This window comes from Gimesia sp. (genome assembly GCF_048262075.1).
Taxonomy (GTDB): domain Bacteria; phylum Planctomycetota; class Planctomycetia; order Planctomycetales; family Planctomycetaceae; genus Gimesia.
Genome location: NZ_JBLXFK010000006.1, coordinates 141,340 through 165,323, shown reverse-complemented (window position 1 = coordinate 165,323; position 23,984 = coordinate 141,340). Strand labels below are relative to the sequence as shown.

Here is a 23,984-nt window from a genome sequence, read left to right as displayed (position 1 = left end):
CCTCTACTCCGTACTGTTGCAGGTGTTAGTGAAAAGAAAGCAATTCTGCTGGCCCGCGGGAGTCAACGTAAATCGCTTTGATCGGGTTCAATTCTTTTTGAGATTCTCTATTATATCAGTAACTTAATTTTTTTGAGGTCCCGTAACGCCCATCAGCGTTAATTTCTCTCGCAGTTTTTCCCGGGCCAGCCGAAGCCGACTCTTAGCCGTGGCCAGATTCGTTTCCATGACCTCAGCGACTTCATTCAGTGTCAGTTCTGAATAATGATGCAGTGTGAATGTTAAACGCTGGTCTTCCGGGATCGTTGCCAGCAGCCGGTCGACAATCAACGCCAGTTCTTTGATATTGGCTTTCTCTTCCGGGGAGACGACTTCACTGGCCAGACGATTGAGTGAATCATCTTCATCTGCCTGCTTGCCTGTATAGGCTTTAATCAACGCATCGTGTGACTGACGTCGGATATTGTCGATCAGCAGATTACGGGCCACACGGTACATCCAACCCCGGAAGCGTCCCTGGGGCAGATAATCCCAAGACTGGTTATAAACACGTAGCAATGTTTCCTGGGACAGATCCTCTGAAAGCTGGGAGTCGCGAGTATTTCTGAAAAAAAAACCAATCAGAGGGCCCTGATATTTCTCCACCAGCTCATCAAATGCGCGCAGCTCACCACTTTGAATTCGAATCATTAATTGATCGTCTTCTGTCATGGTGACCTTCCTGTAGCGAGCCCGGCAAAATCCCTCAAACCGGAATGTGACTAATGATGCAATCTGCAGTGACTTTATAATATTGTGATCAGATATCCTGTAGAAATCACCTCTAAACCGCTAACATTCCTGTGTTGGTTCCTTTTTAACGGAATTCAACTCTCCAATTCGTAAAAAACACGATTCTCAGTTGAATCAGTACGAAACTAAGTCGAGTCAAGCGGGATGAAACAGCTTCGATGACGGAAACGGTCAACATAGAATTGAATTATGGCTTTAACGGTACATTTCAATGTGAAATCCCGACCGAGCGTCTGATCCATTATCACCAGGCGCCAGCTGACATCAAAAACGTTGCATCCCGGATGCAGCAGGTATTAAACAGTCCCCTGGAATTACCCCCCCTGGACCTGGCAGTGGTACCGGGGGATAAAATCACGATAGCCGTCGATTATCAGGCGCCGGCGGCTGCGGAAATCATTAATAGTGTGTGGGACTATTTCAACGAGTGTGGAATCGAAGCCGGTGATGTGACGATTTTGCAGACACGTGCAGAATCGAGTGTGCTTCAGGAAAAGCTAAAAGCAGCTGTGACGTCCGAGTTGCAGGAACAGGCAGCGTGGGTGATCCATGATCCGGATTCCAAAGAAGGAGTCGGTTACCTGGGGACCTCCGCCGGGGGAGAACGAATTTATCTGTCGCGGCATCTGCTCGAAGCGGATTTCATTCTACCGATCGAAAAAGTCGGTTTTGATCCGTTAATCGGATATGCCGGTGGCGGCAGTTCCATCTATCCGGGATTTTCTTCTCAGGAAGCGATTATCAAGAGCCGAGGACAGTCGCATCGTGAACTGACTCCTGCAGAAAGTCGTCCACTCCGTCAGCTGATTGATGAGATTGGCTGGATGTTGGGGCTGCAGTACAGTTTGCAGGTCGTCCCCGCTGGTGGTCAATCTGTCGCAGAAATTGTATTTGGCAGTAGCGAAGCCACGTTCCGAAAAGCCAAGCAGTTATTGGATGAATACTGGAAACTGGAGCCGGAATACAAATCGGAGATGGTGGTGATTGCGGTCGAAGATGGTCCCACTGGCCATCAGTGGAATCAACTGGGCAGCGTATTGGAGACCGCCCGTAATCTGGTGACTCAAGATGGGCGCATCGTGCTGCTGACACAGATTGACGCCGAATTAGGTGAAGGGCTGCAGATTCTGTCCCGCTGTCATGAACCGTTAGACGCGATCAAACCCCTGCGCGATACCCAACCGGGAGACCTTCTGGCAGCAACACAAATGGCGTTGACCGGTGACTGGGCGTTGATCTGTCTGCTTAGCAAAGTCAGCAGTGATGAAGTGGAAGATCTGTTTGTCATACCGCTGGAAGATGAGGCGGAAGTGCAGCGACTGTTGCAGACCGATGAAACGGTGTCTGTCATCGCCTCCGCACAATATGCTTACGGCCATTTGAAACAGGGATGATCTGACTAACGGCAGATCAGGTAACAGGCAGACTGGCTGACTTTAAGACGGTTTCCTGAACGTCGTAGTCATGTTGGTATGAAAAGTCGATATCTTTTTCGCGGCGGATAATCTTCGCCATATCTGTGACATCATCTGCATAACGGGTGTAGCCTGAAAACGGAATCTCCTGCTGACCTTTACGGTACTTCCCTTTTGCCTGCGAAAGCGTCAGGCTCACGGAGGGTTTACCAAACGGTTGCAGATGGAAGGTTCCTTCTGAGCCGCAGACAACGATATGTCGTCGATCGAATCCCTGGACTTCATTGCAGCTCGTTTTTACCGTTGCCAGCGCCCGCGGGTAACTTAAGACGGCCAGCATGTTATCCTGCAGAGTATCATCAATGTCTGACGCATGCTGTGCGAACGGCGTGACCTGATCGGGGCGACCCAGAATCTGCACGACCAGATCGATCACATGACACGCAAGTTCAAACATCATGCCACCCGGCTGCGATTCCATTTTTTTCCGACTGGTCGCATCCATTTTTTTACTGATGACGGTATGCACTTCAAATGGTTCGCCAAGCCAGCCTTTCTGCAGTAGATCTCGCAAAAGAACAATACCCGGATTATATCGATACATGTAACCCATCTGCAGCAACAGATGCTTCTGTGCCGCCTGATCCAGAATACGTTTAAAGTGAGGCAGGGATAAGCCCGCGGGTTTATCCAGGTGAATATGTTTGCCAGCTGCAATACAGGTCTCCGCGGTCGGCAACAGATCCGGGACCAGTGTCTCGACGGCGACCGCCTGCAGTCCGTCGATGTTGAGTAACTGTTCCTGTGTCAGAAATGGCAGATCTTTGTAGATACCCGTAGACGCAGCATAAGCTCGCAGCGCTTCATCGGGTTCGACCACGCCGACGACTTCGTAGTCATCCGATTTACGAAACGCCTGCATTTTTCCACCCGCGTGCGGATGACCCACTCCAATCTGTCCTACTTTGATTTTCTTCACGACAGTCTTCCTCACAGGAGATTTCAGGTAGTTGAACTTATGCTGTACTCTTATTTCGCGGTTGGCGGGAATTAAAGCTTCAGGCAACGACAGCAATGACAGGGAACCTGCAGATGCTTAGAATGATCAGCAGTCATTGATCGTAAACAAACCACTAACGAAAAACCACTCCTTTTCATTTTCATTCTGAAAGGAAATCCGATGCCTCGTACTCTGGTGGTCTTGCTGCTGTTCTGCTGGTATCTCGCAATGTTGCCACAAGCCAATGCTGAGAATCAACGGCCTAATATTGTCCTGTTTTTTATTGACGATCTGGGCTGGCGTGACATGGGCTTCATGGGCAGCGATTTCTTCGAGACACCACACATTGATCGACTGGCAGACGATTCAATGAAGTTTACCGCCGCGTATTCAGCAGCGCCCAATTGTGCTCCCAGTCGTGCCTGTCTGATGTCGGGGCTCTACACTCCCCGGCATGGGGTCTACACGGTGGGCGACCCCGCCCGTGGCAAAATTCGATATCGAAAGCTGATTCCCGCTGAGAATAATACCGTGTTGGATGACCGGTTCACGACAATTGCCGAACGACTTTCGCAGTCTGGTTATCGTTGTGCCAGTGTGGGGAAATGGCATCTCGGGAAGTCCCCTCTTTCGCAGGGCTTTCAAGTGAATATCGCCGGGAATCCTTCCGGCAGCCCCCGGGGCGGTTATTTCAGTCCGTTCAAAAATCCACAGTTGAGTGATGGAGAGCAGGGCGAATACCTGACAGATCGCCTGACCACGGAAGCCTGTCAATTCATCAAAGACAACGTGAAGTCGCCATTTTTTCTGTTTCTGACACACTATGCAGTCCATACTCCTTTACAGGCAAAAGAACAGGATATCGCGTATTTCAAATCCAAACCGGCCGGGCAACTGCATCAGCATGCCACCTATGCAGCGATGATTCGCAGTATGGATGAAAGTATCGGCCGTGTGCTGCAAACCCTGCGGGAGCAGCAGCTTGATCAGAACACGATTATCGTTTTCACATCCGATAATGGCGGATACGGTCCGGCTACCAGCATGCGACCGTTACGAGGTTCGAAGGGCATGTTGTATGAAGGGGGGATTCGCGTACCGCTGTTAATTAAGTGGCCTGGTGTAACCCGGTCTGGTAGTGCCAGTGATGAGCCCGTGATTAATGTCGATTTGTATCCGACTTTTCTGGAAATGACAAACATACCGGTTCTGGAAAGTAAGTCATTGGATGGGAAAAGTCTGGTGCCACTGCTGAAAGATCCTCAAAGTAAGCTGGAATCGCGGAGTCTGTTCTGGCACTTTCCTGCCTATCTGCAAAAATACCAGGTCATGCAGCAGCAGTTTCGGACCACGCCCGTTTCCGTGATTCGTCAGGGAGACTGGAAGCTTCTGGAGTTTTTTGAAGACGGACATCAGGAACTCTACAATACGCGGCTCGATATTGGCGAATCAAAGGAGCTGTCTGGTAGTCACCCCGATAAAGTGCAGGAATTATCACAAGCACTTCATCGCTGGCAGAAACTGGTTCAGGCAGCGATCCCGACTGAGTTAAATCCCAAGTACAAGCCGGAAAATTGAGAATCCGAATTCAACGGAAAGACGAGACAGAACATGGAGTGGGAGGATATTCTCAGAGATTTTGTTTATCTCTGGGCCGTCATTGATCCGATTGGTTCGATTCCGGTATTCATCGCAGTGACCGCCGGCACCAGTAGAATGGTGCAGAAGAAAATTGCGTATCAGGCAATCATTACGGCCGGCCTGGTGCTGCTGTTGTTTATCGTGGGCGGGCAGATCATGCTGGAACTGCTTGAGATCCCACTTTCCGCATTTCAGATTGCAGGAGGGCTCGTCCTGTTTCTGTTTGCTTTAACCATGATTTTTGGTGAAAGCAAACCGGAAGCGGAGATTGAAGAATCCACGCACATGAATGCTCATCAGAATAAAGCCGTTTTTCCACTGGCAATACCCTCCATTGCCTCTCCAGGGGCTATGATGGCAGTCGTGCTGATAACCGATAACCATCGTTTTAATATCGGGCAGCAGCTGATTTCTACCGTGACGATGTTGACGGTGCTTGTGATCACCCTGGGTTTTCTACTGCTGGCAGGAAAAATTCAGAAAGTGATTGGTGATGCAGGGGCGAGTGTGGTCAGTCGGATAGGAGGGCTGATTCTGGCATCGGTTGCCGTCGACAGTGTGTTGAGTGGGATCAAGACCTATTTCGAGATCAGACCGAACGGTTGATTTCTCAAGCAGAATCAGCATCCTCAAATGAAAACAGACTCGCTATCAACGAGTCTGTGTTTCCATGTCGGTTTGCTCGTTAGTTTAACAGCGTGGGATTCGGATCCCAGCCGGCAACAACGGCATCAGGTGCGAGTACAAAGATTTCCACACGACGGTTTTTCTGTCGTGCCGAGTCATTCTGGTTAGGCACAACCGGCTGGAACATGCTGTAACCGGCTGATCCCATTCGATCCTGCTTCACGCCAAATTTGGAGAGTGTGAGTACAACTGAGTTCGCCCGGTTCGTCGATAGATGCCAGTTAGTACGGTGCTGACGCTGTGTGCTGGCTTTCGAGATCGGTTTATCATCTGTGTGTCCGACAACCAGAACATTCAATCGCTTGGCATTTCCGTCATTCATAATGGCGGCAAACTGGTTCAGGATTTCCTGAGCAGCAGGTTTCAGATTATCACTACCTGAGGCAAACAGGATGTCTGAGTGAAATTTGCTGACGCCCGTATGGGGATCGAATTCGAAATCGGGATATTTGTCAGCCAGTTCCTGAAAGCGACGAGTGGCTTCGCCATCCAGGGGGCTGGGTTGGCCTTTGGCTTTTTTCATCAGACTGACATAGCGCTGCTGCATTTCTGAACGTTCGGAGTTCAGATTATCGAGCCGCTTGTTGGCGATATTCAGGTTGGATTCCAGCGACTGGGCCCGCATTGCCAGCTGATCCCGTTCGTGCTGCAATGCATTCGCGGACTGCTGAAACTGATCACGCTGCATGGCCAGTTCCATACTCTGGTCATACAGTTGCTGGGAGCGGTACATGCTCTGGCGCATCTGGGCGTTTGGACCACGCTGACAGGCTGACTGTGTGAAGGTGAATAAACTAACTGCGGTAAGCAGGCATACCCGTACAAGGATGGGCATCTTAAGTGCTCCTTTATCGATCTCTGAATAGAATCACGTTTTCCGGGAGCGAGATTCCAGAGAGCTGAGCTGCTGCGAAGGCGTCAGTCACTTTCTGAAAATTCACACACCCTTGAAAAGCCACGCTGATTCAAGGAAAGATGAATGGCATAAAATCAATTTTGAATGGGATGGTAGGTTTTTGGAGATATGATATGCGGCTGCATATCCTGTTATGCTTGAGAATGAATATGGTGAAGTGAGAGAGTTTTACTCATTCGGAAGTCAACAGAGGCGGATTTATAATGCGTCTTCTTTTTTCTGCCAAGAGCAACATCACAAAAAAAGAGCGCTTTTTAAAAGATTGAAATATCTACAAAACCAGTTGGAAAAGTAAGGTTTTGGAACGCGGGAAAAGAAAAAACAGGTGAAACCTGATAACCATATCAAGCCCCACCTGTTTTGCTGGAGAGTCGTTTTGAAAGTAGTCAGCCGAACCGAAGTCCTGATTAGAGCGAATCACATTTAAGTATAGTATTTCTCAATTTAATATACTCGGGCCAATCAGCCCTGGAGACGCTACAGTAAAACTGGACATAGTCTAGTCTTGTGATTCCAGTCGTTTTAAATCGTTCTGTAACTGTTCGATTGCATCTGCCAGGTTTCGTCGTGCGACCAGCGAAGCAGTATTCTGTGTCAGATCAAATTTAAAGTTTTTCAGGGCCCGTTTGGTTTTCGCAATTTTCTCTTGTTTGGAGAGTTTCTGATCTCCAAATTCGATAAACGGTTTATGCCAGACAGGAACATGTTCCGTCTTTGTTTCTTCTGTTTCAGCAGGTTTTAAAGCGATAGTGACAGTATTATCGTCTCTCGCCTGTTCCAGCTGAGCAATCTGCTCCAGCTCCAGTTCATTCTGTTTCTGCTGTTTTTTCAGATTGATCGCATACATATCCAGGATTTCCTGAAGTGAATGCTTATATGTTCCGGAAATTTCGGAGATCACAGGGCCACCCGCGTATTCGTATTCACGGTAAACCCAGTAGGGACCATCTTTCTGGCTTGATTTCAGTGAGGCATCCTGGGCCTTCTGAATCTCGGGTAAGAGTAATGCAATCAGTACAGCGATCGTTGCAATCGCTACCATTAGTTCGATTAGTGTGAATCCTCTTCTCATTCCTCTTCTTTTAGATGGTAAGTGGGACACCATCTCTCCTTTTAAAACAGGTTGGCAATATGCTCATCAAACAGTTTCGAGCACATTCTTTGAACGCCCGGAGTTATAAGGGCACTTGTTTAAGAGAATGTTTCTGTTTGATGATTATTGTGAATTACTGAAAAGCGAATCACGTGCCAAACCAGTTCTGTGGAAATTTTGATAACCGTCTACAAAGGCTTATCTCGATTCCTAATAACAAGATAACGCCATTCAGACTAAACCAGATTCATGGTATCTTATTTTTTGAATCATCAAACTCCCGCAGTCAATCCGGGGAAATGCCTGATTCTTGTGCATACTGTTTCAGCAGGAAACTCGTTTATCTCTTTTTGTTCACTGGGTAAAAAGCTGACTGATCGGCGAGGCAAACAACCCGGTACTGTTTTCGAGCCTCTTTTCCAGCAGGATGTCTGGTGCACAGTCAGGATTACTACTGTCTCTATCTGGATTAGAGTAAGATGCACTCAGAAAGTTTCAGGCAGCATATCAAAAGAAATAGAGGAGTATGTTGATGTGTGCCCGGGAACTGTTTGACTGCTAACCATGAGGTAACCCACTTGAAGAAGATCGCAGGATTAATCGTTGTTGGTGTGGCGTTGGTTATGGCGCTGGTATTCAGCCAGAATCGTCATATTCCGCTGCGGGTTTCCGGTTTCATCGAAGCCGACGATATCAGACCCGGGTCGCGTGTGGGAGGACGCGTGAAACAGGTATTGATAGAAGAAGGGCAGTCTGTCTCTCGAGGTGACCTGCTGATCGAACTTGAACCCTACGATCTACTGGAACGACGTGCCGAGGCAATTGCCGGGCTGGCCGAAGTCAAAGCGAAACATGAAGAGCTGGTGGCTGGATTCCGATCCGAAGAAATTGACGAAGCCGCAGCCAGAGTTGATCAGTTGAAGGCTCGCTTGACACTACTGATCAATGGACCCCGACAACAGGAAATTGACTCAGCGATCGCAGAACTGCATCTGGCAGACGCAGAATATCGGCTGGCAAAAGCCAAGCAGATGCGGGTGGAAACTCTCTTCGGGCAGAAGTCAGCATCAGCGGATGAACTGGATACCGCCAACACGGAAATGCAGGTAGCTGCATCAAAAAAAGAAGTCAAACAGAAAACCCTGGATCTATTGAACGAAGGGACCCGTAAAGAAGAGATTGATGAGGCCAGGGCACTGCTGAAGCAGGCAGAAGCAGCGTTGGAGCTGTTAAAAAACGGAAGTCGCAAAGAAGACATTGAACAGGCCGCCGCGAGTGTCAGAAAAGCGGAAGCGTTCCTGCAGACCATTGAAGATCAGATCAAAGAGCTGAAAATAGTTGCTCCTCTCAATGGAACGATTGAAGCAGTTACCCTGCAGCCCGGTGACCTGGTGGGCAGCAATGTGCCCGTGGTTTCCATTCTGGACTGGAATCAGCTCTGGGTCCGCTGTTATGTACCGGAAAATCATCTGGACATCAAAGTCGATCAGGAAGTCGAAGTCACCATCGACAGTTATCCAGACAAAACGTTCAAAGGGCGCGTCAGCTTTGTGTCCCGCCAGGCTGAGTTCGTGCCCCGCAATGTGCAGACCCCCGAAGAACGTTCCAAGCAGGTGTTTCGTATCAAAGTCCGAATCAAAGATAAAGACAAATTGCTCCGTCCCGGTATGGCTGCCGACGTCTGGCTGCATGGGAAGGAATAAACTTCATGACAACAGTCATAAAGATAGACCAGCTTTCGCGAGATTTCGGCTCTTTAAAAGCCGTTGATCAAGTCAGCTTTACAGTTCAGCGTGGTGCCATCTTTGGCTTGCTGGGACCCAACGGCAGTGGGAAATCAACAATCATCCGAATGTTGTGTGGCGTGCTTGAGCCGACGGCTGGTTCCGCACAGGTCCTGGGTTATGATGTTGTTCGTGATGCAGAACGGATCAAGCGACACATCGGTTACATGTCGCAGAGCTTCAGTCTGTACTCAGATTTGAGCGTACGGGAAAATATTGAATTTTATGGACGTATTTATGGGCTCAGTCCTGAAAAACTGGAGCAACGATTTCAGGAAATCATTGAGCTCACTTCATTGCAGGATCGACTGGATCAACTGGCTGGCAATCTGTCGGGAGGCTGGAAGCAGCGCCTGGCTCTGGGTTGCGCGCTGATCCACGAACCGGAAGTGGTGTTCCTGGATGAGCCGACGGCCGGGATCGACCCGGTGGCCCGTCGCGATCTCTGGGACCTGCTGTTCCAACTGGCGGGGCAGGGGGTGACCCTGTTTGTCACCACTCACTATATGGACGAAGCAGAACGCTGCAGCGATGTGGGGTATATTTATGATTCGAGATTGATTGTCTGTGGTAAACCGGATGAACTCAAACGCTTACCTGCCGTTACTCCAGAAGGAACCGCACGCTGGGAAATTGAAACAGTGAATCCCGCCACTCTCCTGACTACTTTTCGAACCATGCCAGGCGTACAGGATGCGACCCTGTTCGGACAGACGATTCATGTGCTTGCAGATCAGAGTCTGTCTGAACATGATTTAATCAGGCATGTGCCAGGCGAATCAGAAGCCGTGCAGGTCAGGCATATCACACCTTCACTGGAAGATGTGTTTGTAACCTTAAGCCGGGCGGAAGAACTGAATCATCAGGATGTCAGTCTCCCGACCACTATGACAGTGAGCCAGCAACAGCAGGCGTGGGAACCAGAAGAAGATTCGCAGCCCGAACAGAAACCACCCGTCAAGCGGCCTGCAGTAGAACAGATTACTCCGGGGATTCTGGCCGGGTTCTGGGCGATCCTGATTAAAGAGTTCTCGCATGTCCGCCGCGAACCATCGACTTTGCTGTTCGTATTTGCCGTTCCCGTGTTGCAGACGCTGATTTTCGGATTCGCCATTGATACACAGATCGAAAATATCCCGACTGTCATTTTCAATCTGGATGGCCGCGCGAGTTCCCGCGAACTGCAGGATGGTTTTGCCAATACGCGCACGTTTCGAATTGTAGAACACGTATATAACCATGAAGATTTTCGCAATGCATTCGAGTCGGGACGTGCCAAGGTGGGCGTGACAATTCCCCCCGATTACTCTGACCGTCTGTTAAAAGGGGAGCAGGTATCGGTACAGGTGCTGATTGATGGCAGTGATTCCCAGGTGGCAACCACGGCCCTGAATGCATCCAATCTGCTGGGATTCAATTTCTCCACCAATATGACCAGAAATTTTGCAGAAAACCTGAACGTCGTACCTGCCCGCAATGCCGACGGCCAGCCGGCGCTGCCTGTCGAAGTCAGACCGCGATTGTTATACAACCCGGATCTGGACAGCTCGCATTTCTTTGTTCCCGGCCTGGTAGGAATTATTTTGCAACTGGTGACTCTGTTTCTGACCTCCTTCGCAATTGTCCGGGAGCGTGAGTTGGGAACACTTGAGCAACTGTTTGTAACTCCGGTCAGTAAATCCGGTCTGTTGTTGGGAAAACTGGCGCCTTATGCCCTGATCGGATTTGTGGAAACGCTGATTGTGCTCACTCTGATGGTTTTTTTCTTTGGTGTTCCCATCCATGGAAATCTCTGGGAATTAATGCTGTTGTCTCTCCTGTTCCTGATTTGTGGCCTCGGGCTGGGCATGCTGGTCTCTACGATGGCCCGCACTCAACTGCAGGCCATTCAATTTGCGTTTCTGATTATGCTGCCTTCTGTTCTGCTGTCGGGTTTCATGTTCCCCCGCTCCCAGATGCCGCTCCCTATATATCTGGTGACCTTCATTATACCGGTGACTTATTTCCTGGAGATTCTCAGGGGAATTGTCCTCCGCGGTGCAGACCTGGCTGACCTGCTGCCTTATGTATTGGGACTCAGCCTCTGCTGCATCGCGATCATCGGCATCAGTTTAAAGAGATTCCAAAAGCAGCTCTCATAACTGCCGCTGAGAATTGGTCTGTCAACTCCTTTTCGGTAGGATGGGGGAACGGCTGCCAAACCAGATGGCATGACGCGAGAAGAAAATCGCTGGACCGGAAGCTACCTCCCACTTGATCTCACCGTACAGGAGTCCAAACAGTATGAGACTTTGTCGCTATCAATTTGAAAATCAAACATCCTGTGGTTTCTACTCGGAAGATACCATTATGCCCTTTAATGCAACTGCGGAGCTGGCAGGGGTTCTTCTGGATGAATCAGAGGGGCTGCTTCCGTTTCTTCCCGGAGGCGCACAACGGGAATTGATACTGGCCGTCGAAACCCAACTCAAGCAATCCATGGATGAAGAACTGTTTCCACTTTCGATCCAGACCGATGAGGTACAGTTGCTGGTTCCCATTCCGGAACCCTCCAAACTGTTACTGCTCGCCGGTAATTATTCCAAGCATATCGAAGAAGGAGGGGGCAAAGCAGAAGAACGACAGAAAACGTTTCCTTACGTTTTTATGAAACCCCCTCTGACAACGCTGACTGATCCGGGACAGCCAGTCAAAATTCCAGAAGTCTCTCCAGATTACATCGACTGGGAACTTGAACTCGGAATCGTGATCGGTAAAACCTGCAAAGGAGTTTCTGAAGCGGAAGCGCTGGACTATGTCGCCGGCTATACGGTGATTAACGATATCTCTGACCGAAAATTTCGACCCAATCCCGGGCGGACGTTACGTGAGAAAGATAGCTTCTTCGACTGGCAGCATGGCAAGTGGCACGATACGTTCTGCCCGATGGGACCTTGTGTCACACCTGCGGATGACATTCCTGACCCGCAAACTCTTAAGATGAAACTGTCAGTCAATGATAATGTCGAACAGGATGCTTCTACAGCAGAGATGATCTTCCCGGTCGCGGCGATCATCGAATTTATTTCCAGTTTTGTACAACTCGAACCCGGGGATGTGATTTCAACGGGGACCCCCAGTGGCGTCGGTGCATCGAAGAATAAGTTCCTCAAAAACGGTGATGTCATGAAAGCGGAAATTGAAGAGATTGGTGTATTAACCAGTCCGGTTGTTTAAACCGAGCGAGGAAATTGACACTCACAATCTGCTGGATCAGTTTCAGTGAAGTGTGGTCGATGAGCGACTTTGTTGTTCTCTTTTCGACCACACTTTTTTCATTCTACAACTGATCAAGCCTGCAATAATTTGCAGGATGAAATAAAAAAATACGCAAAACTCCGCTGTTTCAAGAGGTTTGATTCCTTTGGACTTAAATTCCCTACGATTGGCACACCTCTTGCATATTACCTGAAGTAAGAAACGAAAATTGAAACATCGTCAGTTGCCGGATTGATTCAATCGGGGATCCATCCGGCAACAGGTTCTTATCAGGGAGACAAGACCATGAAACGTGCACTGACCATTGCCACGCTGGCATGTAGTGTCTTATTTATAGGCGCCATCGAATCATCAGAAGCCCGGCCACCAGCCTGGAAGCGGGCACGCAGCAATTATCGTCATTTCGAGCGTGACTATAATCGTGCTCGACGAAATTACAGACACAGTTACAACAGATATCGGAATAACTATCGACACTATAACCGCCGCTACAACCGTGGTTATAACAACTACTATTATCGCGGATATGGAAGCAGGTATTCTTATCCCGGATTTGGTTTCTACTATGGATTTTAATCCATGTTTTTAATAAATCCGCCACGATCAGGAATTAGCTGATCTAGTCGGGCCGGTTCCTCTCAGCAGGTTCACGCAGGCAATTACTCACAAGTCTCTTATTCTTATGGTTCGGCCCGACCATTTGAGTGAGAGACTTGTTTTTTTTTGTATTCACTCCAGCAGATCCTGCCGGTAAATCAGTTTTTACTGACATCAGACTGATCTCAACTGACGCGATTTTGAGACGGTTTTCAAAGACTCAACAGGAACGCAAAAAAAATGTAACTGTTTAACTCTTTTATTTGGAAGGGGTTAAGAGCTTATGGTGGCAAACAGCTGATTCTGGCATGCTTATAGCGATTCTGTTAGTTACGGCAGACGGAGAAACAGATGAATGATCAAATCACAACCGTACTGCATTCGAGTGACAGAGAAGCTAAGAGGACGCTTACCAATATTCTGCTGCACTCATTTATGGTTCATTTTTCCAAGGAGCGAAACAATGCGAAATACATCAGATACGGTTGACCAGACACGATCAACTCCCAACAAAAAGCGAAAAGGTCTCAAGCTGGCAGTCTGCATGGGACTGGTTTTGGGCGGAGCTCTGTTAGTCATGCCAACCCAACAGGCAAACGCCGGTCATGGCTGCTATTCAGGCTACGGATACGGGAGCGGATACGGCGGTTACGGTTACAGTCGCGGCTATTCTTATCCCTCCTATGGTTCTGGAGGATTCTATTACAGTAGCCCCTCCTTCGGGATCGGGATTTACAGCGGTGGTTCCCGCTACGGTTACGGACGCGGCGGTAGCTATGGTGGTTATCGTGGCGGCTATCGCAGCGGCTACCGTGGACATGGTGGACATCGTGGCGGTCACCATGGACATCATGGGCACCACTGATACCACAGGATCGCTTGAATAAGTGGTCTTCCAGGCTCTGTTTTCACGAACAGGGCCTTTTTTTATAGTCACTTGGAACCAAAGACGGGCTTTTAGTGTCAGACATTTCAGATCTTGAAAAGATCAAAAAACGTTGATGGAAGTGAGTCTACAAACCAGATAAACGTTATTTTCAGCAGGTGGAGTGGTTGAATTCTGGTGGGGAGCTGGTAAAAAGATTCAAATCCAGCTTCCGAAAGACTTTAAAAGGGAGAACCCCCTCGCTAAAATACGCTTTCCCATCCGGGACAGGCACCCCTAGCTCAATTGGATAGAGCATCGGTTTACGAAACCGAAGGTTGCAGGTTCGAACCCTGCGGGGTGTACTTCATATCTCACACTGAGAAAACAACTTACAAACCAGAGGCCTTCGTCTCACTGGCGAAGGCCTTTGGCATTCCCCCCACTTAACTGTATGACTTCCACTTTAATTCTAGAACGCAACACATTTAAGTACAGCGTCTTTCGATCTAATATCCTCGGGCCAAATAGCCCTGGAGACACTACAGTAAAACTGGACACAGTCTAAGAGATAAGAGAAGAAAATTGCGTGCCCGCTTGAAATGAAAACGTGACGAATCGCTCTGTGAAGTTAAAAGATGGTTCAATCTGCACCGATTCAGGTCATCGCTGGTCGTTAATAATTGATGAATCCAGTGGGAATGGCTGGAAAATCTCTACATCGATCACTAGCTTGTGTCCTGGTTTCAAAACCAAGTGCTTCGAAAATTTCGGGGGTAGTTTTGATGGATCTCTGTCAGTCCATTTTATAAGAGACTGTTTCTGGGAGACCTGCAGCCCCAGGTTCGTATCTCGTTATCAAGGGGCTGATGAATGTTTCACAAGAAGTTCTTCTTCGCCGTCTTGCTGGTGCTGGCTAGCAATACTTTTCCTGGTCTGGCTCAAGGCGTACATCAGACTCCTCTGTTCCAGGCGCATGCCCACAATGATTACAAACAACGTCAACCGCTGCAGGATGCGTTGAATAATGATTTCTGGTCTGTGGAAGCGGATATTTTTCTCGTCGATGGAGAATTACTCGTTGGTCACAGTCGTGACGAATTATCAAAAGAGCGCACACTTCAAAAGTTATATCTCAATCCGCTGAAGAAATACTTCGAGGAAAGTAAACGGGATTCAGACAAGAAAGCTCCCCCATTCACTTTACTCATTGATATCAAGACTGACGGAGAAGACGTTTATCAGGTTTTGCGAAATCAACTGCGGGAATATAAAGAACTCCTTTGTACCTCTCAGGATGGGAAAATAATTCGTCACCCTGTACAGGTTGTGATTTCGGGGGATCGACCTATTGAAATGATCGAAGCGGATAACCCGCGATACGCAGGGATTGATGGCCGTCTGAGTGATCTGGATTCTGACAAACCGTCACAGTTGATGCCGATGATCAGTGACCGCTGGACGTCACATTTTCAATATCGCGGTAAGGGAAAGATGCCCGAAGCGGAACGCACCAGACTGAGAGAGATTGTCAAACAGGCACATGCAGCCGGACGACGAGTGCGTTTCTGGGCAACGCCGGAATCAGAAGCACTCTGGCAGGAACTGGTCGCTGCAGGAGTCGACCACATCAACACCGACAAACTTGAAAAGCTGCATAATTTTCTGACAAAACAAACGAATGAAAGTCCTTAAAAGTCGCTGCAAATCTTACGCGAAGCACCTCTCATTCTGCCCTCCACAACTCAATAGAACGAGCAAATATTTGCACACATGAGCAAATTCCTGCAGAGCCCCATCAGCATGGCGGAGAATAGTGCTTAACATTTTTAATCTCAGGAATAGCAGTTCTGAAGGTTGGGACTGAAAGCTCCCTTACCATTAAGTGTGATGTAACCGGTCCTGTTTTCATCACTTCCACTTAGCAGTGGCCTCTTCAAGAAGACCTCATTGCCAGTTGGGTCCCGGTCGATTTCCCATGACAGGTCCAGGTAAATCGACCTCTCTCATCAGAGCTGGCATGACGTTTGCGAATTACCTGGTTAACGCGGTCAGGAATGATCATACAATACCTTAAATGAAAGGAAGGTGTTCACATGAATGCGCTCATTTTAAAAGCATTGACCGTTGCAGCAGTGTTGGGAATCAGCCCCCTCTTTTTATCAGCACAAGTCCAGGCTGATACTTCAGGTGCACAGGCAGATGCAGTTAACAAGGCGTTACCGGCACGAGCAGTCACACAGATCGATTCGATCGTACGTGCAGGGACCGCGCATCTGAATATTGATGACGCCACCCGCGCCCGGTATCGCTACCACAATGGACGCTGGTGGTTTCTGACGAAACAGGGACAATGGCTGGTCGAACACAATGGAATCTGGATAGCCTTTGATCCGATGGACTTCAACAATTCGGAACAAAGCACGACCTACTCAGGCAGCGATTACAATGGAACCCAGTATATTGGCACTGGCTCTCATGCTCATGGCCACCATGATTTCTCCGGAATTCACTATGGTCACTGGGGCACCGGGTTCAGTAAAGGACACAATTAGCAACAGGAAGCAGCGTTCAAAGTAGCAGGCACTAAAGCAACCCTGGTCGGCAAACGCTGGTCAGAATCGTACTGCGATAAAGGCAGATTAGCGAAGTTTTTAGCTGATCTGTCTTTTTTGTTGCGCGAAGCGATTTTACTGTGACTTGGCCTGCGTGTGCTTGCGTAAACCGTTGGCGGAAATTCAGCGTTTTTTTCTCTTATCAACGCTGTTTTTGGCGTAGTAAGTGAATGGCGATGCCTTTGTCTGGTTTATATGATTGGAACAGCAAAGCATCCCTGCTCTTGTGTAATCGATTCTGGTTTCACTCCCTGCAAGCAATGATGGAAATTTATGTCACTCAAAGCCCGCGCGCTCATCCTGCTGGTCCTGATTATCGTTATTCCAATCGCCACCTGGCTGGCTCTGCCAACGTTACCTTCGCTGGGACAACCTGCAGAAATCTTCTCGGGGGGAACGACATACCCTGCTTCTCCGGTGAAATTTAAGCGGGCAACCGTCGGTTCCAAACCAGTAGGGTTACCGCTGATGACGAACGTGCAGATACTGGATTTCGACGGCGACGGTCAAAACGAAATTATCGGCTGCGATGCCGGGCGGGGCATTGTTTCACTGTTTAAAAAAGATGGCTCCGCCTCGTGGCAGGAAGAAGTATTACTCACGGATCTGGCGGCACCCGCTCATGCGACCGTGGTCGACATCGATGCCGACGGCGATCAGGATATCATTGTCTCTATTCTGGGAAATCTCATGCCTGATGATCGTGTGATCGGACGTGTCGAGCTCTACGAACGAGAGGGAGACGGTTATCAAAAGCACGTGATCCTGAATGATGTCCGGCGTGTGGCTGATGTGCAACCCGGTGACTTCGACGGGGATGGCGATCTGGATCTGGCCGTCGCCGTGTTCGGATACAGTCGCGGTTCTGTCTTGTGGTTAGAGAATCGGGGAGACCTCCAGTTTCGCGATCATGAACTTCTCAATGCCCCGGGGACCATTCATGTGCCTGTTGCTGATTATGACGGTGACGGCGATCTGGATATCGCAGCGATCGTGACCCAGGATGAGGAAGAGCTGTGGGGCTTTGAAAACCTCGGCAAAGGTAAATTCAAGAAAAGGCGACTCTGGTTCACCGTCAATCTCGATCTGGGTGGCGCAGGTCTGATCCACGCTGATCTGGATCAGGATGGGGATCAGGACCTGATATTACCGGCGGGAGATAACCTGGAAGACCTTGACGCTTATCCGCAGCCTTATCACGGTTGCCTGTGGTTCGAGAATAAAGGTAACTGGGATTTTGAGCCCCATCGCATTTCTGATCTGGGGGGCACTTACGCTGCAGATACTGGAGACATCGATGGTGATGGTGATCTGGATGTGGTCCTGGTCAGCATGACCAATGACTGGTATGACCCGAAAACGGCCAGTGTGGTCTGGCTGGAAAACGACGGCAAACAGAATTTTAAAACCTGGCAGATCGACAGTGACCCCATCCATCTTGTCACAGTCGCCACAGGTGATCTCAACGGGGATGGTCGTGAAGATCTTGTCGCCGGAGGATTAAATTTGCGAAAGCCCTTCACAAGAATCGGGCGCATTGATGCCTGGCTGAATCTGCAGGAGGACAAGCCATGATTCAACTCATTCGTCTCCTTCTGATTTTGCTGGTAGTGGAGCTGGGATATTGTGGATATCTGATTGCGGATCGACTGGCTCGTCCGGTCCCCGTTCTGCCATCAGGGCAGTTTATCGACCCACTACTGATGGCCGATTACCGTGAGCTGGCTGCAGATGCAGAAACCGGATCCAGCCGCGAGTGGATTCGGCTCGGCCAGGCTTTTCTCGGCCAGGGGTTTTATGGATATGCAGAGAACTGTTTTCGACAGGCGACCCGGATCGACCCGGATGATGCGCTGGCTCAGGCCAGCTATGCATTCTGCCTGGAACGTACGGGACGCATGCAGGCCAGTACCCGTGAATATGAAAAGCTGAAAGACTACTCAGGTAAGACAGATTTCCCCTTTGCCAGTCCGCGTCATTATCTGTATGCCATAGGCAGGAATTATCTGCGGGAAGAAAATGCAGAGAAAGCAGAGGAAGTGTTCCGTGAAAATAACGGGTTCCAGCCGGCAGACTATCAGCTGGCAAAATTACTCGTCCGGTCAGGACGTGCTGAGGAAGCACTTCCCTATATTGAACGGAACCTGGCAGCGACTTCCAATTCACTGGTCTTCAATCAGCTGCATGCACAGGCATTGGAATCTCTGGGGCGTATGGAAGAGGCAAAGCAGGCGGAGGATCGTGTCGAACGTTCGCTGTATGTGATCCCCTTGAATTTTAATACCAGCTTTTTAACTCCATACAGCAAACGTCATGGCATCCTAAAAGAGGTGGAAGCTTATAATCAAATGCTGGAACGTAATGATATGGATCACCTCGCGAAAAAACTGGACGAGATATTGGAATTGATGAGCGAACGCCGGATTCCGCAGTATAAATCAACCCTGATCAGCATGCTCGAAGTGGAATTTCAACGAAACAATCCGGAACGGATGCTGAAACTGATACAGAAACTAAAAGAGTTCGGGATCGAGAATGCAGAGACACTGCAGTTTGAGGCTGGAGCTTACATGCTTTCAGGAGAAATGGAGAAAGCAGTTCCCTTGTTGCAGCGGGTTCTGGAGATGTCGCCTACCATTGAAGTGCATCAGGCTCTGGCTAACTATTATGATCAGCAGCAGAATCCGGCAAAACGCGATTTCCATCAGGCGAAAATGGCGCTGTTATTTGCCATGATCAATTTTCGGAATAATCAGTTGAAACCGGCAGAAGAGGCCATTGCACGGTCGGTGGAACTGAATCCACGAGATCCTCAGACATGGTTCTATTATGCAGAAATCAAGCGACTGCTTGACGATCAGGCCTCTGCCAAAGAGGCTTATCAGAAGTGCCTCAAGCTCAACCCGAATCACGGGCGGGCTATCAGAGAACTCGCATTGCTGAATCAATCATAGGCTGGGTTGGTTGGAACCAAGTGGTCTCTGACTGTCTGAGTCCATTAAGAGTATCAAATAAAAAAACAGGCGGCCCATCAACAGTATGATGAGTCGCCTGTTTTCTTTATATCAATTTGAATTCTGTGCTGTTAAATCGCATCTCATTTGACCAAAGCGTCTCTCAAACTAAGATACTTAGGCCAAACAGCCCTGGAGACGCTACAGGAAAACTGGACACAGTCTAGAATTCACCTACTATTTCGCCGCCATTGCGGGTGACAAGTTTGTGGTATGTAGTATTGGAACCACCACTACTCATGTTTTCGCTGACAAAACGGACGCGTCCGTCTGTAAACAGCATATGCACTCCACCGACATGTGAACTGGATGCACACCAGTCATCGCCCCAGCTTGCCGAAGTGCCATTGATCAGATAAGTGGAGTTGCCACCTCCGAAGTTGGTCACGTCATAATGCAGAACACCAGGATGCCAGGTTGAAGTGGATGAGGTATAACGGGGACCGATCCACAATCCACCCTGCCAGTTACAGGCTGTCCCGCCACAGTTTGTGGAGTTGGAACCATCATTTTGTGTAGTACGCTCGGAAACCAGGACCGTATTGCTGGTACCATCTGTAATATCACGAATTTTTGTAGCGGAGTTGCCATACAGAATTCCGTTGCTGGTAGTAGCTGCTGCCGTACCATGACTGCCAAGGTAGTTCGATTTTCCAAAGCTGCTTTTGTCGGTATTTACGCCGCCCATCGGGTCTGAAGGACAGATGTAGGCTGGCAGAACCGTTTTTGCCAGATCGGAAGCGCTGACACTCCAATGCTCCCCGAACTGGTTGGTCTGGGAAGACAATTGATTGTAGAGCGGCGCCTGATCCATGAAAGGCAGAATGAATCCACCCCAGCCCAGACCGTTATTGTTCGCACTGGGGTCTGCTGTTTTTGAACCAGTGAAATCCAGTTCGTTGTCAATAAAGCCAGGGGGGAATACACGGTGTGTCTCATGATAGTTATGCATGGCGAGACCGATCTGCTTCAGATTGTTTTTACAAGTGCTGCGTCGGGCAGCTTCTCGTGCCTGTTGCACTGCCGGCAGGAGCAGCGCAATTAAAATAGCAATGATGGCGATAACCACCAGCAGTTCGATCAGCGTGAAACCACGCTGCCACATAGAGCGGAATCGGGACGGTAGACGTTTCATGATCTGTACCTTCTATGAAATAAATAAAGATAAAATGTGATCAATAGATTGTGTCTGATAAGACAGGATTTGCTTCGCAGTCAGAAATATGGGAAGAGACTCCCAGGGAAATCAGCATCACTGAAAAGAATGATCGGCGGGCCAGTATGTTCCTCTAATTACCTGAAGCATCCAATTTGAATTCTAGAGAATTCAGAGGCAGAACTTCCAGTGAACAAAGTCATTCACAAATCAACTTCGTGGGTATTACACTGGTATATCTGGTTGAACACGAATAATCCGATGTGAAAACTTCGTTTCTACTGGACTGGTCTGGGTGGACACTTTCCCGGGTCGGGAAAGGTGGATGATTATTAAGAAAGCTAAGGAAGATGTGGTTAATTAAGAAAGCCCGATCACTTCTAAAAGAGGCGACCGGGCTTCGTTTTTATTTAGCTGATTCGTTGGTATCGAGCAGTATTAAAACTCGCCAATGATTTCCTTTTTGTTTGGTGTAACCAGGGCCAGATAAGTACCCAGGTTGATGTTCTCTGACAGGAAGCGAACACTGCCATCGCCGAGAACGATATGGATTCCACCCTCATGACTGCTGGATGCAATCCAGGCACTACCCCAGGTCGCAGACGAACCATTAATGTTATAGGTAGTACTTCCGCCACCACTGCTGCCGACATCCAATGAGGAAACTCCGGGGTGCCAGGCGACAGCGCTGCTAATCAGACGAGGACCGATCCAGAGACCGCCACTCCAGGAGCAGGGAGAACCGCCACAGTTGGTTGAAGTACTGCCATCATTTTCAGTCGTACGTTCCACAACGAAAATTGTGTTGGTAGAACCATCTGTAATAGTCTTCATTCTGGTCGTTGAGTTGGCATACATGACACCATTGCGTGCATTGGCGCTGGTTGCTGAACTGGCCAGGTAATTGGACTTTCCAAAATTGCTCATGTCCTTGTTGATCCCTTCCATCGGGTCGGTCGGACAGATAAATGCGGGAAGAATTGTTTTTGCAGCGTCAATCGCATCACTGGTGCTGCCGCTGCCATCATGATTGGAATCCATCCAGTTATAGGCGAAACTGCCTGTTTGAGTTCCAATCTGGTTATATAACGGTGCTTGATCCATGAAGGGCAGAAGCATGGTACCCCAACCCAGCGCATTCAGATTGCTCGAAGCATCCACGGGACTGTTAGTGGCAGGGACATTATCAATGTAAGCCGGTGGAAAAATACGATGCGTTTCATGATAGTTGTGTAACGCCAGTCCGATCTGCTTCATGTTGTTTTTACATGTGCTGCGACGGGCTGCTTCACGTGCCTGTTGTACTGCCGGCAGGAGCAGTGCAATCAGGATGGCAATGATGGCGATCACAACCAGCAGTTCGATCAGTGTAAAACCGAACTTAAAAAATGATGTGCCTTTTCGTTCAACTTGTCTCATTAGTATCGTTTCCTCCAGAATAAGAAAATGAAGTGGTAATAGAAGTGGAAAAAGATCGAATTAAAATTCGAACTAATCTAGCTCGTGAAACATTGAAACTAAAGTTGTATTAATTTTAAAAGTGGCGGGACAATACTATAAACACGTCTTTCAATTAACTGTGTAAAGCGGCGGGCAAAAGACTCTACTAATTACATCGGGTTTAAAAATCGCAATGGCGAGCCCGAACACATCTATTATGACCGAAGCATCAAGGAATTATAACGGGAAAACGCTCGGGATTTGAGACGTCACTAAGAAAATAACTCATTGATTTAATACTGGTATCATATGTGCACAATGATTGTACACTGTATTAGGTGATGTTTATGTGAAGATGATACACATCATCACTTCGGTCTAAATAATGTTAAGTTAGTTACTTGGATTCCAGCTGGAAATCAAAGTTATTGGCTCCGGCTTTCACATCTGCTGACAGGGTCGTTTTGGTATTGTATTTGGAAGGAACAGGATCCTTGTAAACCTCTCCCGGAGGTGTCGGATTTTCCTGCGGTGTGGCGATGCTGACGCTATGTTTGCCGATCACTGCGCCTTTGGCCTCAGCCGTATATCCCAGTTCATAGTTGCCGGACTCATCAGTACGGGCGATGGAAGGGCGGCCATTTTCCGGACTGAAAGTAACCACTACATTCGCCAGTGGTTGACCATCCATTGTGACCACGCCAGTCACGGTACCCAGATCGGGTTGATCACTGCCACCGCCGCCACCACAACCTGCAGCAATAAATAAAGTGAAAATTGACAGACTCACGATTTCGAACGACTTGAGTAACTTCATTTTGACTCCTGATACGCTATAAGATCAACTGCAATCCGAAGAAACAGATTGCTATAATTAAGAACGGAATCATCAAATCATACTCATGTGTTTGTCTTAATGTCAAACTTGACAGAGTCTGTTCTCGCGGACACCAGCATAGAATACTGCAAAAACAGCCTCAATAAATATCAGGGCTATACAACGTTCATATACTAAAGTTTTGCTCGAAATGGCAACGCCGGTAGCGACTGTCGATCAATTGAATTTATGATCTCTTTGAAAATCGAACTCAACGAATTACTTAGACTGTGTCCAGTTTTACTATAGTGTCTCCAGAACTGTTTGGTCCGAGTATATTAGACTGAGAGACGTTATCGTTAATAGTGATGAGCTCTAGAAAAGAGGGAGTTAACAGATGCAGGTCTGGGTGGATGCAGATGCCTGTCCGGCAGAAATTAAAGAACTGCTGTTTCGCGCGGCAAAGCGAACGCAGATTAAAGTCACGCTGGTGGCCAATCAGCCGATGCGCACCCCGCGTTCCGAGTTCATCGACAGTCTACTGGTTCCTGCAGGATTGAATGTTGCCGATCAGCGCATCGTTGAGCTGACTGAAGAGGGAGATCTTGTGGTGACCGCGGATATCCCGCTGGCAGCGCAAGTGGTGGAGAAAGGCGGACAGGCCCTGAATCCGCGCGGTGCACTTTACACTGCCGAAAATGTTGGCCAACGGCTCGCGGTTCGTGATCTGATGGACGACCTGCGGGGGGAAGGGCAAATCACAGGGGGTCCTGCCAATTTCAACGCCAAAGATCGTCAGGCGTTTGCCAATCAGCTGGATCGCTGGTTGACGGCTGCCAAAAAACAACGCCCGGTAGAATGATCGACCGGGCGTTGGTTGTCTTGGGTTGAATG

The 23,984-nt window shown here is 48.7% G+C and carries 20 protein-coding genes and 1 tRNA gene; 14 read left to right on the top strand and 7 right to left on the bottom strand.

The annotated features are described in order from the left end of the window. Positions 1-123: 123 nt before the first annotated feature. Positions 124-711, bottom strand: a complete 588-nt coding sequence (locus ACN0YH_RS14005) for an RNA polymerase sigma factor (protein ID WP_417380190.1) — start codon at positions 709-711, stop codon at positions 124-126. Between the two features lie 239 nt (positions 712-950). Here ACN0YH_RS14005 and ACN0YH_RS14000 point away from each other — a divergent pair, with 239 nt between their 5' ends. After that, on the top strand, positions 951-2,186 hold the full coding sequence (locus ACN0YH_RS14000; protein ID WP_417380189.1) for a lactate racemase domain-containing protein: 1,236 nt from the start codon (positions 951-953) through the stop codon (positions 2,184-2,186). Positions 2,187-2,202: 16 nt separating this feature from the next. Here ACN0YH_RS14000 and ACN0YH_RS13995 read toward each other — a convergent pair whose 3' ends face one another. After that, positions 2,203-3,186 (bottom strand): Gfo/Idh/MocA family protein, encoded by a 984-nt coding sequence (locus tag ACN0YH_RS13995; protein WP_417380188.1) that lies wholly within the window; start codon positions 3,184-3,186, stop codon positions 2,203-2,205. Positions 3,187-3,387: 201 nt separating this feature from the next. On the opposite strand from ACN0YH_RS13995, the gene ACN0YH_RS13990 reads away from it, so the two are divergent. Together ACN0YH_RS13990 and ACN0YH_RS13985 are read left to right on the top strand one after the other, a co-directional pair. Further along, positions 3,388-4,785 carry a sulfatase gene (locus tag ACN0YH_RS13990; RefSeq protein ID WP_417380187.1) on the top strand — a complete coding sequence of 466 codons (1,398 nt, stop codon included), beginning with the start codon at positions 3,388-3,390 and terminating at the stop codon, positions 4,783-4,785. Positions 4,786-4,818: 33 nt separating this feature from the next. Next, positions 4,819-5,454 carry a MarC family protein gene (locus ACN0YH_RS13985; RefSeq protein ID WP_417380186.1) on the top strand — a complete coding sequence of 212 codons (636 nt, stop codon included), beginning with the start codon at positions 4,819-4,821 and terminating at the stop codon, positions 5,452-5,454. A gap of 79 nt (positions 5,455-5,533) precedes the next feature. Here the strand turns inward: ACN0YH_RS13985 and ACN0YH_RS13980 are convergent, their stop codons facing one another. Both ACN0YH_RS13980 and ACN0YH_RS13975 read right to left on the bottom strand, forming a co-directional pair. Then, on the bottom strand, positions 5,534-6,370 hold the full coding sequence (locus ACN0YH_RS13980; protein WP_417380185.1) for an OmpA/MotB family protein: 837 nt from the start codon (positions 6,368-6,370) through the stop codon (positions 5,534-5,536). A 580-nt stretch (positions 6,371-6,950) separates the two neighbouring features. After that, positions 6,951-7,523: a prepilin-type N-terminal cleavage/methylation domain-containing protein gene (locus ACN0YH_RS13975; RefSeq protein WP_417380184.1), complete on the bottom strand. Its 573-nt coding sequence runs from the start codon at positions 7,521-7,523 to the stop codon at positions 6,951-6,953. A 599-nt stretch (positions 7,524-8,122) separates the two neighbouring features. Here ACN0YH_RS13975 and ACN0YH_RS13970 point away from each other — a divergent pair. The 10 genes from ACN0YH_RS13970 to ACN0YH_RS13925 all read left to right on the top strand — a co-directional run bounded on the left by ACN0YH_RS13970 (position 8,123) and on the right by ACN0YH_RS13925 (position 19,617). Then, positions 8,123-9,247, top strand: coding sequence for an HlyD family secretion protein (locus ACN0YH_RS13970; RefSeq protein WP_417380183.1), 1,125 nt, complete (start codon positions 8,123-8,125; stop codon positions 9,245-9,247). A 5-nt stretch (positions 9,248-9,252) separates the two neighbouring features. Next, a complete protein-coding gene (locus ACN0YH_RS13965) occupies positions 9,253-11,469 on the top strand; it encodes an ABC transporter permease (RefSeq protein WP_417380182.1) in 2,217 nt (738 codons plus the stop codon). 142 nt (positions 11,470-11,611) lie between these two features. Next, on the top strand, positions 11,612-12,544 hold the full coding sequence (locus tag ACN0YH_RS13960; protein ID WP_417380181.1) for a fumarylacetoacetate hydrolase family protein: 933 nt from the start codon (positions 11,612-11,614) through the stop codon (positions 12,542-12,544). Between the two features lie 327 nt (positions 12,545-12,871). After that, positions 12,872-13,162, top strand: coding sequence for a hypothetical protein (locus ACN0YH_RS13955; RefSeq protein WP_417380180.1), 291 nt, complete (start codon positions 12,872-12,874; stop codon positions 13,160-13,162). Between the two features lie 484 nt (positions 13,163-13,646). Continuing rightward, positions 13,647-14,048, top strand: coding sequence for a hypothetical protein (locus ACN0YH_RS13950; protein WP_417380179.1), 402 nt, complete (start codon positions 13,647-13,649; stop codon positions 14,046-14,048). 291 nt (positions 14,049-14,339) lie between these two features. Next, a tRNA-Arg gene (locus ACN0YH_RS13945) sits at positions 14,340-14,413 on the top strand. Positions 14,414-14,921: 508 nt separating this feature from the next. Beyond that, positions 14,922-15,743 (top strand): phosphatidylinositol-specific phospholipase C/glycerophosphodiester phosphodiesterase family protein, encoded by an 822-nt coding sequence (locus ACN0YH_RS13940; RefSeq protein ID WP_417380178.1) that lies wholly within the window; start codon positions 14,922-14,924, stop codon positions 15,741-15,743. Between the two features lie 401 nt (positions 15,744-16,144). Beyond that, on the top strand, positions 16,145-16,603 hold the full coding sequence (locus ACN0YH_RS13935; RefSeq protein WP_417380177.1) for a hypothetical protein: 459 nt from the start codon (positions 16,145-16,147) through the stop codon (positions 16,601-16,603). Between the two features lie 333 nt (positions 16,604-16,936). Continuing rightward, on the top strand, positions 16,937-18,238 hold the full coding sequence (locus ACN0YH_RS13930) for an FG-GAP repeat domain-containing protein (protein ID WP_417380176.1): 1,302 nt from the start codon (positions 16,937-16,939) through the stop codon (positions 18,236-18,238). Beyond that, positions 18,235-19,617: a tetratricopeptide repeat protein gene (locus ACN0YH_RS13925; protein WP_417380175.1), complete on the top strand. Its 1,383-nt coding sequence runs from the start codon at positions 18,235-18,237 to the stop codon at positions 19,615-19,617. The genes ACN0YH_RS13930 and ACN0YH_RS13925 overlap by 4 nt, the downstream gene beginning before the upstream one ends. A 223-nt stretch (positions 19,618-19,840) precedes the next feature. Here ACN0YH_RS13925 and ACN0YH_RS13920 read toward each other — a convergent pair whose 3' ends face one another. The 3 genes from ACN0YH_RS13920 to ACN0YH_RS13910 all read right to left on the bottom strand — a co-directional run bounded on the left by ACN0YH_RS13920 (position 19,841) and on the right by ACN0YH_RS13910 (position 23,090). Beyond that, positions 19,841-20,812, bottom strand: coding sequence for a DUF1559 domain-containing protein (locus tag ACN0YH_RS13920; RefSeq protein ID WP_417380174.1), 972 nt, complete (start codon positions 20,810-20,812; stop codon positions 19,841-19,843). Between the two features lie 459 nt (positions 20,813-21,271). Then, positions 21,272-22,252: a DUF1559 domain-containing protein gene (locus ACN0YH_RS13915; protein ID WP_417380173.1), complete on the bottom strand. Its 981-nt coding sequence runs from the start codon at positions 22,250-22,252 to the stop codon at positions 21,272-21,274. A 418-nt stretch (positions 22,253-22,670) separates the two neighbouring features. Next, the gene (locus tag ACN0YH_RS13910; protein WP_417380172.1) at positions 22,671-23,090 is read right to left on the bottom strand and encodes a hypothetical protein; all 420 of its coding nucleotides are present in this window, start codon (positions 23,088-23,090) and stop codon (positions 22,671-22,673) included. A 397-nt stretch (positions 23,091-23,487) separates the two neighbouring features. Between ACN0YH_RS13910 and ACN0YH_RS13905 the strand changes: the two genes are divergently transcribed. After that, positions 23,488-23,952, top strand: a complete 465-nt coding sequence (locus ACN0YH_RS13905; protein ID WP_417380171.1) for a YaiI/YqxD family protein — start codon at positions 23,488-23,490, stop codon at positions 23,950-23,952. Positions 23,953-23,984: the final 32 nt, after the last annotated feature.